Genomic DNA, 14,837 nt, shown 5'->3' on the forward strand with positions numbered 1-14,837 from the left:
GCGCTGCGCTACACTCGCCCTTTCTCTCACGATTGAATCCGCCATGATCGGTCGCATTGCCGGCGTCCTGCTGGAAAAGAATCCGCCCCACCTGCTCGTCGATTGCAACGGCGTGGGCTACGAAGTCGACGTGCCCATGAGCACGTTCTACAACCTGCCCTCGACCGGCGAACGGGTGGTTCTGCTCACCCAGATGATCGTGCGTGAAGACGCCCATCTGCTGTTCGGCTTCGGCACGCCCGAGGAACGCGCCACCTTCCGCGAATTGCTGAAGATCAGCGGCATTGGCGCACGCATGGCGCTCGGCGTGCTCTCCGGCATGAGCGTGCATGAACTGGCGCAAACCGTCACGATGCAGGATGCCGCGCGTTTGACACGCGTGCCGGGCATCGGCAAGAAGACGGCGGAGCGCCTGCTGCTCGAACTGAAGGGCAAGATTGGCGCCGACCTCGGCGCGATGGCGGGCACGGTCTCGGCGTCCAACCATGCCTCCGATATCCTGAACGCACTGCTCGCATTGGGTTACTCCGAAAAAGAAGCCTTGGCAGCCGTCAAGAACGTGCCGGCGGGCACGGGTGTGTCCGAAGGCATCAAGCTCGCACTGAAGGCGCTCTCCAAGGCTTGATGTGTTGGCCTCAGTGGGGCGGCGCTGCTCGACGCGGCGACGCACTGCCCCGTAGAGGCTGATTCGCGGCATCAAAACGCCCGGCGCGCGATGGGTTAAAGGATCCCACGCCGCGCTCTCAAGCGCACCCTGGCCGTTCGGCCAGCTTCGGCGGCGAGCACCACGCGGTACAATGCATCCATGATCGAAACCGACAAACTCGCCGCTGAGCGCATCATCGCCGCCACGCCCGTATCGCCGAACGAAGAGGCATTCGAGCGTGCGTTGCGACCGCGTCAGCTCGACGAATACGTCGGGCAGGAAAAGGTCCGCGGCCAGCTTGAAATCTTCATCGAGGCCGCCAAGCGTCGCTCCGAATCGCTCGACCACGTGCTGCTGTTCGGGCCGCCGGGTCTCGGCAAGACCACGCTCGCGCACATCATCGCGCGGGAAATGGGTGTCAATCTGCGGCAGACATCCGGGCCCGTGCTCGAACGCGCTGGCGATCTCGCCGCGCTGCTGACCAACCTCGAAAAGAACGACGTGCTGTTCATCGACGAAATCCACCGGCTCTCACCGGTCGTCGAAGAAATCCTGTACCCCGCGCTCGAGGACTATCAGATCGACATCATGATCGGCGAAGGCCCCGCAGCACGCAGCGTCAAGCTCGATCTGCAGCCGTTCACGCTGGTGGGTGCTACCACGCGCGCCGGCATGCTGACCAATCCGCTGCGCGATCGCTTCGGTATCGTCTCGCGGCTCGAGTTCTACAACGCGGAAGAACTGGCGCGCATTGTTACGCGCTCCGCGTCGCTGCTTCACGCACAGATTCATCCGGACGGCGCGTTCGAAATCGCCAAGCGCGCCCGCGGTACGCCGCGGATCGCCAACAGGCTGCTGCGTCGCGTGCGCGACTTCGCCGAGGTCAAGGCAGACGGCAACATCACCGCGCAAGTAGCCGACGCGGCGCTGAGGATGCTGGATGTGGACCCGGTCGGCTTCGACCTGATGGACCGCAAACTGCTCGAGGCGATCCTGCATAAGTTCGACGGCGGCCCGGTCGGCGTGGACAACCTCGCGGCGGCCATCGGCGAAGAGCGCGACACCATCGAAGACGTGCTCGAACCGTATCTGATCCAGCAGGGTTTTCTGCAACGCACGCCGCGCGGCCGCGTCGCGACGCTGCTGACCTATCGGCACTTCGGCCTCGCCGCACCAGACTCGTCCAGCCCGGTCCGCGACCTGTGGGAGTCGGGCGCACCCTGACTCGCCCTGATTTGCCATGAATCACGCCAGTAGCAACGAGAAAGCCTGCAAAGTCCAGAGAGCCCGCGATGTCCGACCAAGCCAGCTATCCAGATGAACGCGCCGGCATGGCGCAACGACTCGCGCAGCGCGTGCGCTCGAAGGTGGCAAGCGGCGTCACTCATCTGACGACCGGCAGCGGTCCGACGCTCGATTACTCCTCTCCTCCCGGCGACCCCGGCCTCTTCGGTCCGGAAGCAGTCTGCTGGAAAGTCCACGCGGATTTCACCGCCATGATGACCGGCGGCATCAGCGCCCTGCTGTTACAGGCACTGCATCCGCTGGCGCTGGCCGGCGTCTGGGACCACTCATCGTTCCGCACCGATATTCTCGGTCGCCTGCGCCGCACCGCCACCTTCATTGCCGGCACCACTTACGGCAACCGCCGCGACGCCCTGGCGCTCGTCGAGCGGGTCAAGCGGGTTCACCTTGGAGTAACGGGCACCGCGCCGGATGGACGCCCCTACCGGGCAAGCGATCCCACGTTGCTGACGTGGGTCCACGTCGCCGAGGTATCGAGCTTCCTGAGCGCCCATTTGCGCTATGTGAATCCCGCGTTACCGCTCGCCGAGCAGGATCAGTACTTCGCCGAAACCGCGCGCATTGCAGAGATGCTCGGCGCGGTCGATATCCCACGCTCACGGGCCGCGATCGATGCCTATCTGCTCGCCATGCAGCAGGAACTGGAGGTAAGCGCACGCACGCGCGAGGTGGTGAGCATCTTGATGAGTGCGCGGCCGCCACGTCCGTCGCTGCGGCCCGCTGGCGCGTTGATGCTCAATGCCGGCGTCGATCTGTTGCCGCCGTGGGCGCAGGACATGCTCGGCTTCGACGCCTTTGCCGGCGTACGTCAGAGGCTTGTGCGGCCTGGCGTGAAGCTGGTCGCGCCCGTCATCCGCTGGGGACTGACGAACGGCATAGCGAAGCGCGCGCGGCGCCGGGTGGCCGCGCAGAAGTCTTGAAAAGTCGCCGGAATCGACTGGCTCAACGGCCCCGTTCGGGCATCCGCCGTAACGTGTCGTCGTCGCTCGGCGCGTCCAGATGCGAAATGTCCGCCCACGACATGACCCGCGCTTTCCCGCCGTCAAAATCCACCACGTTGATGCTGGTATTGAGCAACGCGTAGTCGCGTGGCACCTCGAGCGTCAGGTCACGCGCAAACCGGTACACGCAGTCGAGCACGCCACCATGCGCAACGCACGCAATCCGTCCACCCGGATGCGCCGCCACGATTGGCGTGACGGTGTCCATGACACGGTGATAGAAAGCACGCATCGATTCGCCGTCCGGCGGCGCAAAGCCGCCGTCCCGCGTTTGCCAGTGCTCGAATTCGTCCGGATAGCGCTCGGCGATCTGATCGCGGTCATAGCCTTCGAACGCTCCGTATGACCGCTCACGCAAACCCTCGCGCAAGTGCAACGGCAAACCGAGCGCAGTAGCAATGGGCTGGGCCGTTTGCCGGGCGCGCTGGAGGTCGCTCGAGTAGATGGCATCGAGCCGCATGCCTTGCGCGGCTTCGTCAGCGACGCGCTGGGCGAGGCGCCGGGCTTGCTCGACACCGGTCGTCGCGAGAGGAATGTCAATGTGCCCCTGGATGCGCTTGATGCGGTTCCAGTCGGTCTCGCCGTGCCGGATAAAGAGGATCTGCGTGGACATAGATGTGAGGAGCAGTGTGGCGGGTTGACGTGACCCGTCAGGGTCGCAAAACGGCTTGGGACGTTACGGGTTCGTCTGCAACCAGAACGTCACCGGCCCGTCGTTCACGAGCGACACCTGCATGTCGGCGCCAAATTCGCCAGTCTCGACAACCGGATGCTTCGCGCGGGCCGCCGCGACGAAGTAATCGAACAGGCGCTTGCCCTCGTCAGGCGGTGCCGCCGGCGTGAAGCTCGGGCGCAGGCCGCTGTTCGTATCCGCGGCCAGCGTGAACTGCGAGACCAGCAGCAGGCCGCCAGCGCGCCCTGCTCCATCGAGGTTCTGCACCGGGAGGTTCATCTTGCCCGCGGCGTCGCTAAACACGCGGTAGCCGAGCACCTTGGCCAGCAGCCGGTCGGCGGCGGCTTCCGTATCGCCGCGTTCGGCGCACACCAGCGCGAGCAGGCCCGCTTCGATGGCGCCCGTGACGCGTTCACCGACGCGCACTTCCGCGCGCCGCACGCGCTGGATCAGCGCGATCACGCCGTCAGCGTCACGCGCGCAAACCGGCGCTTGCCGACCTGCACGACGTACTCGCCTGCTTCGACCTTCAGACCTTTGTCCGACACGGTCGCACCGTCGATCTTCACGCCACCCTGCTCGATGTTGCGCAGCGCCTCGCTAGTCGACGGCACCAGGTTCGCCTGCTTCAGCAATTGACCGATCGCGAGCGGTGCCCCCGCCAGCGTGACCGCGGCAATATCGTCTGGCACCCCGCCCTTGGCGCGGTGATTGAAGTCTTCGAGCGCGCGCTCGGCGTCAGCCGGCGAATGGAAACGCGCGACGATCTCCTGACCGAGCATCACCTTGAAGTCGCGCGGATTGCGACCGTCTTCGATGGCTTTCCTAAAGCCGGCGATCTCGTCCATCGGGCGGAACGAGAGCAGTTCGAAGTAACGCCACATCAGATCGTCGGAGATGCTCATCAGCTTGCCGAACATATCCGTCGGCTTTTCGCTGATACCGATGTAGTTGTTCTTCGACTTGGACATCTTCTCGACGCCGTCGAGCCCCTCGAGCAGCGGCATGGTCAGGATGCACTGCTGTTCCTGACCGTACTGCTTCTGCAGTTCGCGGCCCACCAGCAGGTTGAACTTCTGGTCGGTGCCGCCGAGTTCGAGATCGGCATTGAGCGCGACCGAGTCGTAGCCCTGCATCAGCGGGTACAGGAACTCGTGAATCGAGATTGGCAGACCGCCCTGATAGCGCTTGGTGAAATCTTCGCGCTCCAGAATCCGCGCCACCGTGTAGCGCGACGCCAGCTTGATCATGCCGTCGGCGCCGAGCGGCATCGACCATTCGCTGTTGTAGCGAATTTCGGTCTTCTCGCGATCGAGCACCAGCGCGGCCTGCTCGAAGTAGGTCTTGGCGTTCGATTCGATCTGTTCGCGCGTGAGCGGCGGGCGCGTCGCGTTACGGCCGGACGGGTCGCCGATCAGCGAGGTGAAGTCGCCAATCAGGAAAATCACCGTATGGCCGAGATCCTGCAACTGGCGCATCTTGTTCAGCACGACGGTATGGCCGATATGGATGTCGGGCGCCGTCGGATCGAGCCCGAGCTTGATGCGCAGCGGTACGCCGGTGGCTGCGCTTTTCGCGAGCTTTTGGGCAAACTCCTCTTCGATCAGCAGCTCGTCGACGCCACGTTTGGTAACGGCGAGCGCGTGACGGACTTCGTCGGTGATCGGAAAGGCGGGACTGGGCTTGGACGTGGACTCGGTGCTCATGCTGGAACGTGATGTCGCAAAAAGAGAGATTGTCCCATAGTTGCGCGCCCCCGCGTCCGCAGACGATGGCGACGGCCGTCTGATAATCTGCGAACATGGTTCACAACGATCAACTGACAGGAGCAGCAACGTGGCGCAAGACAGCACGGCAGAGGGTGTCTACCTTGGATTGATGTCGGGCACCAGCATGGACGGCGTGGATGGCGTCGCCGTTCAGTTCGCCAGGGGCCGCGCGCCCGTCGTACTCGCGGAGGCCTTTGTCGGCTTTGCCGAGGGCCTGCGCGAGGCCCTGTTCGCTCTGCAGCACCCCGGCGAGAACGAGATCGAGCGCGAGGCGCAGGCGGCCAATGCGCTCGCCACGCGCTATACCGTGTGTTGTCATGAACTGCTGCGGGCAGGCAATCTGTCCGCTGCCAACGTCCGGGCAATCGGCGTACACGGCCAGACCATCCGGCACCGTCCGGAGAAGTGCTATACGCGTCAGACCAACAACCCGGCGCTGCTGGCGGAAATGACCCACATCGACGTCATTGCGGACTTCCGCAGCCGCGATGTCGCAGCGGGCGGCCAGGGCGCGCCATTGGTGCCGGCCTTTCATGCGACCGTGTTCGGGAAGCCGGGTGAGACGCGCGTGGTCTGCAACCTGGGCGGAATCAGCAACATCACGATTCTGAACGCCACCGGCAGCGTGCGCGGCTTCGACTGCGGGCCGGCCAACGCACTGCTCGACGAGTGGGCGCACCGCCACCTCGGCAAGCCTTACGACCAGAACGGCCACTTTGCAGCGGCTGGCCAGGTGCATCGACCGTTACTGAACGCCTTGCTCGACGAGCCGTTTTTCACGCAGCAGCCCCCCAAAAGCACCGGCCGCGACCTGTTCAATCCGGCCTGGCTCGACGCCAAACTGCAGCCGTTTGCCGGCTTGGCGCCTGCCGACGTGCAGGCGACGCTGGTCGCGCTGACGGCGATTACAGTCGCACGGGAGATCGAGCGTCACGCGTCGGATGCACGCGCGGTCTACGTTTGCGGCGGTGGCGCGCGCAATCCGGTCCTGATGAAGGCGATCAAGGCCGCGCTCGAAGAAAGCGGCGTGAGCGGCGTGCCAGTGCTCACTACCGAAGCGCTCGGTGTGCCGCCCCAACAGGTCGAGCCGCTGGCGTTCGCGTGGCTGGCGATGCGCTGCGTGGCGCGTGAGCCGGGCAACCTCGCAGCCGTCACCGGCGCCGCGGGCGAGCGGGTGCTCGGCGCGATCTATCCGCGTTGAGCGTGTTGAGCGTATTGACGGGAAATCGGGCGCGCCAATGAAAAACGGGGCCATGGCCCCGTTTGCTTGTACTGCCGGTCCAGCGTTCGACCGCTGCGCCTGAACTTAAACCGAGAACGACGAGCCGCAACCACACGTGGTGGTGGCGTTCGGATTCTTGATCACAAACTGGGCGCCGTTGATATCGTCCTTGTAGTCGATCTCAGCGCCCACCAGGTATTGGTAGCTCATGGAATCGATCAGCAGCTGAACGCCGCTCTTGTTCATCACGGTATCGTCTTCGTTGACCGCTTCGTCGAAGGTAAAACCGTATTGAAAGCCCGAGCAGCCTCCGCCCTGCACGAATACGCGCAGTTTCAACTCCGGGTTGCCTTCTTCGTCGATCAGTTGCTTGACCTTGTCAGCCGCTGCCTCGGTAAAAACGAAGGGGCTAGGCATCTCGGTCACGGGGGTGTCGGTGACTGCGTTCATTCGAACTCTCCAAAAAAGCTTCTAACCGCTATTGTAGGGCTGATCTCAATATCGTGCCGAAGCCCACAAAATCAATGGGTTCTCTTTGGACACGAGCCTACGCACGGCAGCCCAATATGAAAAAAGCCGCCAACGCAGATACGCTGGCGGCTTTTGCAGTGGCCTGGCCCGAGAGCCAGAGCGCACCGAAGCGATTAACGCTTCGAGAATTGCTTCCTGCGACGTGCCTTGTGGAAGCCGACCTTCTTACGTTCGACTTCACGAGCATCACGCGTAACGAAGCCGGCCTTCGACAGTTCCGGCTTCAGCGTTGCGTCATAGTCCATCAGCGCGCGGGTGATGCCGTGGCGAACCGCACCGGCTTGACCCGTTTCACCGCCACCGTTCACGTTGACTTTGATGTCGAACGTGACGCCGTGGTTCGTGAGTTCCAGCGGCTGACGCACGATCATCAGCGACGTTTCGCGCGAGAAGTAATCGGCGATAGGCTTGCCGTTCACAATGATCTCGCCCTTGCCTGCCTTGATGAACACGCGTGCGACGGCGCTCTTGCGGCGGCCCGTGCCGTAATTCCAGTTACCGATCATGTGGGCTCCCCTTAGATCTCGAGCGCTTTCGGCTGTTGTGCCGAATGCGGATGCGTTGCTTCAGCGTAGACCTTCAGCTTCTTGATCATCGCGTAGCCGAGCGGGCCCTTCGGCAGCATGCCTTTGACCGCTTTCTCGAGCGCGCGGCCCGGGAAGCGTTCTTGCATCTTGCCAAACGTCGTCTCATAGATACCGCCCGGATAACCCGAGTGGCGATAGTACTTCTTGTCCGTGGACTTGTTGCCCGTCACACGGAGCTTGCCGGCGTTGATAACGATGATGAAATCACCGGTGTCGACGTGCGGAGTGAATTCAGGCTTGTGTTTGCCGCGAAGACGGTGTGCCACTTCGCTGGCGACACGCCCGAGAACCTTATCCGTCGCGTCAATCACGTACCATTCGCGCGTAACCTCATGGGCCTTTGCGGAAAATGTCTTCATGATCGATCCAAAAATAATTGCTGCGCCCTGTGTTTTTTCCTGCTTGTAATGTGCGCATCGAGGCGCGTGCAGGCTCTCCCTGTTCTTCCTCCGCGGGCACGAATGCGGAAAAGCTCTGAATTATAAAGGAAATTCCCGACACTCGTCAAAACTTGCGTCGCCCACCGATGCTGAGCGCTCGTGCAACGGACCGAAAGCAGGATTTTCAGCCGCCAGGCGGGGGCACGGCAGGCGAAAAAAAACCCGAACGAGCGGTTCGGGTTTAATCCACCAAAGGAGGAGGGTGGAGGAGACATGCGGAGGTTGCCGGACAGCGACAACCAATGAGGACGATTATATGAGGCGACCTTGTGCGACGCAAGAATATTTGCATTGCGAAATTCAATTTCATAATGTGACAATGCGTCATGAAAGTAATGGAAATCATAAATTCATTTAATATCAACCACATAAGTGCGATACGGGGCGATTTTCCCCTGCCAGATCTAGAGCAAAACCCCTAACCGCATCAGGGCAATCCCGCACATTCCAAATCATGCCGCACCGCAACACGCAAGACCCTAACGAGCATAATGTCGCGCCGGCGTGCCCTCGGACGAATACCCAGGCCTCGGGCTACAATGGCATTTCGAATACAAGTTATGCGAGCTGGGGTACAGGCATGGAATGCAAAGTTAGCTGGATGGGTCAGGACGGCATGGCGTTTGCCGCCGAAACAGGCAGTGGCCACCTCGTTACGATGGACGGCGCGCCGGAAGGCGGCGGCCGCAATCTGGCCCCGCGGCCCATGGAAATGGTTCTGCTCGGCACCGGTGGCTGCACCGCGTACGACGTCGTGATGATCTTGAAGAAAAGCCGTCAGGAGATTGCCGGCTGCTCGGTGACGCTGAAGGCCGAACGGGCCAGCGAAGATCCGAAAGTGTTCACGAAGATCCACTTCCATTTCACCGTGACCGGCAAGAATCTGAACCCGGCTACTGTCGAGCGCGCCATTAATCTGTCGCACGACAAGTACTGCTCGGCGTCAATCATGATCGCCAAGACCGCAGAACTGTCTCACTCGTTCGATATCGTCGCGGGCTGATCGCCATGGCGCGGCGCTCCAGCTAAGGCCCATCCGCGCACGGGCGGCACGCAAAGTCGAGCGGCACAAAAGGAAATGCCGGCATCCTCACGGATGCCGGCATTTTTCTATTCAGCGGCAAAGCAGGTCGATAAGCCGGATTCTGTGCACACGCCGCGCCGAAGCGCCGCGCGCGTGGCAGCCATTCCTCTAGGCGCGCCATTACTGACGCGCTCAAGCTTCCTACCCGCAGACGTGACGGGGGCCCCATCCTGCATCTCGAAGATGCTAGCCTGCCTACTTGGAATTGCTCCGGGTGGAGGTTACCGTGCCGGTCTGCCTCGCAGCAGCCGCGGTGCGCTCTTACCGCACCGTTTCACCCTTACCTGATCCCGGCTTGCGCCGGGCCATCGGCGGTTTGCTTTCTGTTGCCCTGTTCCGCGTGTTGCCACGGATGGCCGTTAGCCATCACCCTGCCCTGTGGAGTCCGGACTTTCCTCGCCCTCTTTGGCCGAAGCCGCAGAGGCCGCGACTGCCTGACCTGCTTTGCTGGCGGCGATTTTAACACCTGCGGGCCGGCGGAGGCCGCATGCACGGTCAAAACGCAATGTTGAAGACGCAGCCGGCTAACCGCGACCGCCCTTCGCCGCGTCCGCGCTCAGCGGGAGCGCAGGCGTCCCGCGCGAAATACCGCGGGGTCGTCGTAGAACGAGGTTGCCTGGTTGGCGGGCCACCAGCCTGGAATGCCGAGCACCGGAAGCGGCGCGAACATGCGGGTGGTCAACTCCTGCGCGCAGGACAGTTCACCGCTGACCGCTTTGTCGAGCCATGCATCGCGGCTTGCCTGCGGCCACGCGAAGTACTCGCCCGGCACGTCGACGATCCACGCATGTCCCGTGCACGCCTTAAACGGTGCGATCAGCTTTTCAAGCAGCGCGTGACCGAAGCAGCGCACCTCGCATCGTTCGCCCCACGCGGCGCGATTTGCGATGAACAACGTCATCCAGTCGAAAGCGCGTAGTGCGCGGCTGAGTTCAGGGTCGGCGCACGCGAACAGCAACGCATTCTCATCGAAGACGGTCAAGGCGTCCCGCGCGCCGCCGCGCGTCGGACCGACGCCCAGTTCGTCGATGGCCGCCGACTGACGTGCATTCAGCGCCGCCTTGACGCGCGGGAACGCAAACCAGACCGACGCGTTGAAGAAGTCATGCAGGTTGTGACGAGTGGGCACGCAACCGGTCGACGCGATGTGCGCCTCATAGGCGGCCCCTGCCGGCAAATCATCCTGCGCGATGAAGCCAAGGCGCTGGCCGCGGCCGGTGGTTTGCTGCGACGCCTGCGCGTCGGCGTTCATTTCGCTCAGCAGCGCCGCGTAACTGTCTTGCGCGGCCCGCTGCCAGCGGATGCCGCGCGCGCTGAACTGCGCGAACCAGGGCAGCGACCAGTCGATGTCCGCGAACCCCGAGCCCGAACCCATCGCGCCCTCTTGCCCCGCCACGCGCTGGCTCAGACCATCCGCCAGCCGATCGGCTCGCCACCGCGCAACGGCACGACCGGCGTATCGCCGACCGGCAGCTCGGCCGGCAGCGTCCACTGCTCGCGGCGCAGCGTGACCTGCTCGCTGCTGCGCGGCAAACCATAGAAGTCCGCGCCGAAGAAGCTCGCAAACCCTTCGAGCTTATCCAGTGCGCCAGCCTGATCGAAGGCTTCCGCATACAGTTCGAGCGCATGCAGTGCCGTATAGCAACCCGCGCAACCGCACGCATGCTCCTTCAACCCCTTCGGATGCGGCGCGCTGTCGGTGCCGAGGAAGAAGCGCGGATTGCCCGAAGTCGCCGCCTCGACCAGCGCCACGCGATGCGTTTCGCGCTTGAGCACCGGCAGACAGTAGTAATGCGGACGAATGCCGCCCTGGAAGATGGCGTTGCGGTTGTACAGCAGATGGTGCGCCGTGATGGTCGCGCCGAGCAGCCCCGGCGCCACACCGGCTTCGCGAATGTAGTCCACCGCGTCCTTGGTCGTGATGTGCTCGAACACCACCTTCAGCGCCGGAAACGCGCGGCGCAGCGGCGTCATCACGCGGTCGATGAACACCTTCTCGCGGTCGAACAGGTCGATGGACGAATCCGTCACTTCGCCGTGAATCAGCAGCGGCATGCCGGTTTCCTGCATGACCTCAAGCGTCTTCGCGCACTTCATGATGTCCGTCACGCCCGCGTCTGAATTGGTCGTGGCGCCCGCCGGATAGAGCTTCACACCATGCACGAAGCCACTTTCGCGCGCGCGGCGAATCTCGTCGGGCGGCGTGTTGTCGGTCAGGTACAGCGTCATCAGCGGCTCGAACTTCACGCCGGCCGGGATCGCCGCGACGATGCGTTCGCGGTACGCCTGCGCCATTGCCGTGGTCGTGACCGGCGGCTTCAGGTTCGGCATGATGATCGCGCGGCCGAACTGGCGCGCGGTGTCCGGCAGCACTGCCGCCAGCATGGCGCCGTCGCGCACGTGCAGATGCCAGTCGTCAGGGCGGGCAAATGTCAGGGAATCGATAGAAGCAGTGGAAGCAGTCATGGCGAGAATTTGACAAACCCGGTGCGCCGGCAATATTGACACGAGCAAACCGCGACGTTGCGGCATATACATAGGTCAATTTAGCTATTTGACGCGCCTGGCTCGGTGATATGCTTGGAAAATCATCATTGTAACGGGTCACCCTGTTAAGACGCTCCGCATCAGCAACATGTGCCAACTTCTCGGAATGAACTGCGCCGCGCCAACGGACGTCACGTTCTCGTTTACCGGCTTTGCGGCGCGCGGCGGCGTCACCGATCACCATGCAGACGGCTGGGGTATCGCCTTCTTCGAAGACAAGGCCTGCCGCCTCTTCATCGACCATCAGTCGTCCGCGACCTCGCCGATCGCCGAAATGGTCAAGCGCTACCCGATCAAGTCGAAGAACACGATCGCGCATATTCGCAAGGCCACGCAAGGGCATATCCAGCTGGAGAACTGCCATCCGTTCATGCGCGAACTGTGGGGCCGTCACTGGATTTTCGCGCACAACGGCGATCTTAAGGACTATTCACCGTTCCTGACCGGCGTCTACCAGCCGGTCGGCACCACGGATAGCGAACTCGCGTTCTGCGCCTTGCTGCAAGGTCTGCGTAAGGCCTTCCCCACCACGCAGCCGCCGCTCGAAGAACTGTTCGCTGTACTCGGCACGCTCACGCGCGAGATCACGCAGTTCGGCGTGTTCAACTTTTTGATGTCGAATGGCCAGGCGCTGTTCGCGCATTGCTCGACCAACCTGCACTACATCGTGCGCCGCTGGCCGTTTTCGACTGCGCATCTGGTCGACGCCGACGTGTCGATCGATTTCGCCAAGTACACCACGCCCGAAGACCGCGTCGCGGTCATCGCCACCCAGCCGTTGACCGACAACGAAGTGTGGACCGCGTTCCAGCCCGGCGACCTGCTGATGTTCCAGCACGGCGACGTAGCAGGCCGCGTGAACGTGCCGGTGCCGCCGTGCGTGCTCGCGAAACTCCGCAACCCGGCAACGGATGTGTCCGCGTCAGCTTCCACATCGCTGCCGCTCGCAAGCGTGGTCGCGGCCAGTCGCAATCCCACCGTGCAAGAATCCGACATGCTCGATGTCGAAGCAGCGGATGACGCAGCCGCGTTCGAATCCTGACGCAAACGGCCAGCACCGCCTAACGCTCGCTGCAAACGAAAACGCCGCTCTGAAGTTCATTGAGCGGCGTTTTGCGTTTTCAGGTCCAGGCGCCGTTCATCACGCACGGCACACCGCAGCGGCGACTGTCCTCAGTGCAGAATCTTCGCCAGGAAATCCTTCGCCCGATCCGACTTCGGATTGGCAAAGAAGTCTTCCTTGCGGTCGTCTTCGACGATCAGCCCCTTGTCCATGAAAATCACCCGGTGCGCGACCTTCTTCGCGAAGCCCATTTCGTGCGTGACGCACATCATGGTCATGCCTTCCTGCGCCAGTTCGACCATCACGTCGAGCACTTCGTTGATCATCTCCGGATCGAGCGCCGAGGTAGGTTCGTCGAACAGCATGGCGATCGGATCCATGGACAGCGCGCGGGCAATCGCCACACGCTGCTGCTGACCGCCCGATAGCTGGCCCGGAAACTTGTCCGCATGGGCACGCAGGCCGACGCGATCCAGCAGCTTCAATGCCTTCGCCGCCGCTTCGTCCTTCGAGCGGCTCAGCACCTTGATTTGCGCCAGCGTCAGATTTTCCGTGATCGAGAGATGCGGGAACAGTTCGAAGTGCTGGAACACCATGCCGACTTTCGCTCGCAACTTCGACAGGTTGGTCTTCTTGTCGCCCACCGATTGACCGTCAATGGTGATCTCGCCTTTCTGGAACGGTTCGAGACCGTTGACCGTCTTGATGAGCGTGGACTTGCCCGAACCCGACGGGCCGCACACCACCACGACTTCACCCTTTTTGACTTCCGTCGTGCAGTCGGTCAGCACCTGAAACTGACCGTACCACTTCGAAACGTTCTTGATAGAAATCATCTTGCGACCTTTTTCTGAAGACCTTTAACGAGGCTCGATGTGTTTGCCGGGACCACGAACCCATCCGTGCCCGCGAACAGTACCATTCCGGCGCTCCCGCCGTCACGATCGCCATTATTCGCCAGGGCGCCGCGCCCGGCTAGTCGATCGGTTTGTCGTTCGGGTTCTTGAACAGCGCCTTGATGGCGTCGCTTTCCGGAAAATTCAGGTTCAGGCCGTTAGGAGGAATCGGCGATTGAAACCATTTCTGATAGATCTGATCGGCTTCACCCGAGGTTTCTATCTTCGCGATGGCAACGTCGACCACTTTCTTGAACTCCGGGTCGTTCTTGCGCATCATGCAGCCGTACGCTTCTTCCGACTGCGGCGTCCCGACGATCACGAACTGACTGGGATTGCCCCATTTCGCGCGTTCGCCGGCGAGCAGCGCATCGTCCATCATGAAGGCCGCCGCGCGCCCTTCGGCGAGCGTCTCGAACGCCGCGCCGTGATCCTTCGCGCTGATGATGTTCATGCCCATGCCCTTCTCCTGGTTCATCCTGCGCAGGAGACGCTCCGAGGTGGTCCCGGCGGTCGTCACCACCGTCTTGCCCTTGAGATCCGGCCAGCTTCGGATGCCCGAATCCCTGCGCGTCATCAGCCGGGTGCCGATCACGAAGATCGTGTTGGAAAACGTGACCTGCTGCGCGCGCTCGGCGTTGTTCGTGGTGGAACCGCATTCGAGGTCGACGGTGCCGTTCTGCACCAGCGGAATACGGTTTTGCGGCGTGACGGGATTCAGCCGGATCTTCAGATCAGGCGTGTTGAGCTTCAGCTTGACTGCCTCGACGATCTTCACCATGAAGTCGTGCGAGTAACCGATGATGTTCTGCTGGTTGTCGTAATACGAAAACGGAATCGAGGACTCGCGATAGCCGAGGGAAATGACGCCCGTATCCTTGATCTTTTTTAGTGTACCGGCGTCCTGCGCCTGCGCGCTCGCGGCAAACAGCCCGAGCGTCGCGACTAAAAGCGCAGCTTTCCTAACCTTCATACGTGATCTCCTGTCGGCGCGAGTTGGCGCTTTAGCGCCTTACTCGAGCCCCATGCAAAGCGGTCGACCAGAGTTGGCGCTTTAGCGCCTTACTCTGGGC

At 62.4% G+C, this 14,837-nt stretch carries 16 protein-coding genes, 1 other RNA gene and 1 pseudogene; 6 read left to right on the forward strand and 12 right to left on the reverse strand.

Annotation, left to right across the window (positions count from 1 at the left end):
* Window positions 1-43 precede the first annotated feature (43 nt).
* From ruvA to P3T43_RS25115, 3 genes are all read left to right on the forward strand, one after another.
* Complete coding sequence (ruvA, locus tag P3T43_RS25105) at window positions 44-625, forward strand: Holliday junction branch migration protein RuvA (RefSeq protein WP_429283713.1); 582 nt, start codon at window positions 44-46, stop codon at window positions 623-625.
* Between the two features lie 180 nt (window positions 626-805).
* Complete coding sequence (gene ruvB / locus P3T43_RS25110; RefSeq protein ID WP_429283714.1) at window positions 806-1,870, forward strand: Holliday junction branch migration DNA helicase RuvB; 1,065 nt, start codon at window positions 806-808, stop codon at window positions 1,868-1,870.
* Window positions 1,871-1,938: 68 nt separating this feature from the next.
* The gene (locus tag P3T43_RS25115) at window positions 1,939-2,871 is read left to right on the forward strand and encodes an oxygenase MpaB family protein (protein WP_429283715.1); all 933 of its coding nucleotides are present in this window, start codon (window positions 1,939-1,941) and stop codon (window positions 2,869-2,871) included.
* 22 nt (window positions 2,872-2,893) lie between these two features.
* Here P3T43_RS25115 and P3T43_RS25120 read toward each other — a convergent pair whose 3' ends face one another.
* The 3 genes from P3T43_RS25120 to tyrS form a co-directional block, all read right to left on the reverse strand.
* Window positions 2,894-3,565 (reverse strand): histidine phosphatase family protein, encoded by a 672-nt coding sequence (locus P3T43_RS25120; protein ID WP_429283716.1) that lies wholly within the window; start codon window positions 3,563-3,565, stop codon window positions 2,894-2,896.
* A 63-nt stretch (window positions 3,566-3,628) separates the two neighbouring features.
* Window positions 3,629-4,087 (reverse strand): D-aminoacyl-tRNA deacylase, encoded by a 459-nt coding sequence (dtd, locus tag P3T43_RS25125; protein ID WP_429283717.1) that lies wholly within the window; start codon window positions 4,085-4,087, stop codon window positions 3,629-3,631.
* Window positions 4,084-5,331, reverse strand: coding sequence for a tyrosine--tRNA ligase (gene tyrS / locus P3T43_RS25130; protein WP_429283718.1), 1,248 nt, complete (start codon window positions 5,329-5,331; stop codon window positions 4,084-4,086). Before tyrS ends, dtd begins: the two co-directional genes overlap by 4 nt.
* Window positions 5,332-5,461: 130 nt before the next feature.
* On the opposite strand from tyrS, the gene P3T43_RS25135 reads away from it, so the two are divergent.
* Complete coding sequence (locus P3T43_RS25135) at window positions 5,462-6,595, forward strand: anhydro-N-acetylmuramic acid kinase (RefSeq protein WP_429283719.1); 1,134 nt, start codon at window positions 5,462-5,464, stop codon at window positions 6,593-6,595.
* Window positions 6,596-6,700: 105 nt separating this feature from the next.
* On the opposite strand, the gene erpA is transcribed toward P3T43_RS25135, so the two are convergent.
* The 3 genes from erpA to rplM all read right to left on the reverse strand — a co-directional run bounded on the left by erpA (window position 6,701) and on the right by rplM (window position 8,093).
* Entirely contained in the window at window positions 6,701-7,066 is a 366-nt protein-coding gene (gene erpA, locus P3T43_RS25140; protein WP_331596940.1) for an iron-sulfur cluster insertion protein ErpA, read from the reverse strand.
* 194 nt (window positions 7,067-7,260) lie between these two features.
* Window positions 7,261-7,653 carry a 30S ribosomal protein S9 gene (gene rpsI / locus P3T43_RS25145; RefSeq protein ID WP_007180423.1) on the reverse strand — a complete coding sequence of 131 codons (393 nt, stop codon included), beginning with the start codon at window positions 7,651-7,653 and terminating at the stop codon, window positions 7,261-7,263.
* Between the two features lie 11 nt (window positions 7,654-7,664).
* Window positions 7,665-8,093 (reverse strand): 50S ribosomal protein L13, encoded by a 429-nt coding sequence (rplM, locus tag P3T43_RS25150; protein WP_074262452.1) that lies wholly within the window; start codon window positions 8,091-8,093, stop codon window positions 7,665-7,667.
* Window positions 8,094-8,754: 661 nt separating this feature from the next.
* Between rplM and P3T43_RS25155 the strand changes: the two genes are divergently transcribed.
* On the forward strand, window positions 8,755-9,177 hold the full coding sequence (locus tag P3T43_RS25155; protein ID WP_429283720.1) for an OsmC family protein: 423 nt from the start codon (window positions 8,755-8,757) through the stop codon (window positions 9,175-9,177).
* Window positions 9,178-9,292: 115 nt separating this feature from the next.
* Here P3T43_RS25155 and rnpB read toward each other — a convergent pair.
* The 3 genes from rnpB to pyrC form a co-directional block, all read right to left on the reverse strand.
* Window positions 9,293-9,704: RNase P RNA component class A (gene rnpB / locus P3T43_RS25160), an RNA gene on the reverse strand.
* A 110-nt stretch (window positions 9,705-9,814) separates the two neighbouring features.
* Window positions 9,815-10,633, reverse strand: coding sequence for a DUF3025 domain-containing protein (locus P3T43_RS25165; RefSeq protein ID WP_429283828.1), 819 nt, complete (start codon window positions 10,631-10,633; stop codon window positions 9,815-9,817).
* 29 nt (window positions 10,634-10,662) lie between these two features.
* Window positions 10,663-11,724, reverse strand: a complete 1,062-nt coding sequence (gene pyrC / locus P3T43_RS25170; RefSeq protein ID WP_429283721.1) for a dihydroorotase — start codon at window positions 11,722-11,724, stop codon at window positions 10,663-10,665.
* Between the two features lie 169 nt (window positions 11,725-11,893).
* Between pyrC and P3T43_RS25175 the strand changes: the two genes are divergently transcribed.
* A complete protein-coding gene (locus P3T43_RS25175; protein ID WP_429283722.1) occupies window positions 11,894-12,847 on the forward strand; it encodes a class II glutamine amidotransferase in 954 nt (317 codons plus the stop codon).
* A gap of 131 nt (window positions 12,848-12,978) precedes the next feature.
* Here the strand turns inward: P3T43_RS25175 and P3T43_RS25180 are convergent, their stop codons facing one another.
* From P3T43_RS25180 to P3T43_RS25190, 3 genes and pseudogenes are all read right to left on the reverse strand, one after another.
* The gene (locus P3T43_RS25180; protein ID WP_429283723.1) at window positions 12,979-13,704 is read right to left on the reverse strand and encodes an amino acid ABC transporter ATP-binding protein; all 726 of its coding nucleotides are present in this window, start codon (window positions 13,702-13,704) and stop codon (window positions 12,979-12,981) included.
* Window positions 13,701-13,826, reverse strand: a pseudogene (locus tag P3T43_RS25185) (amino acid ABC transporter permease); the annotation flags it as partial. The gene P3T43_RS25180 and the pseudogene P3T43_RS25185, both read right to left, overlap by 4 nt.
* Before the next feature lie 17 nt (window positions 13,827-13,843).
* A complete protein-coding gene (locus tag P3T43_RS25190) occupies window positions 13,844-14,737 on the reverse strand; it encodes a glutamate/aspartate ABC transporter substrate-binding protein (RefSeq protein ID WP_429283724.1) in 894 nt (297 codons plus the stop codon).
* Window positions 14,738-14,837: the final 100 nt, after the last annotated feature.

The organism is Paraburkholderia sp. GAS41 (assembly GCF_050436545.1).
GTDB lineage: Bacteria > Pseudomonadota > Gammaproteobacteria > Burkholderiales > Burkholderiaceae > Paraburkholderia.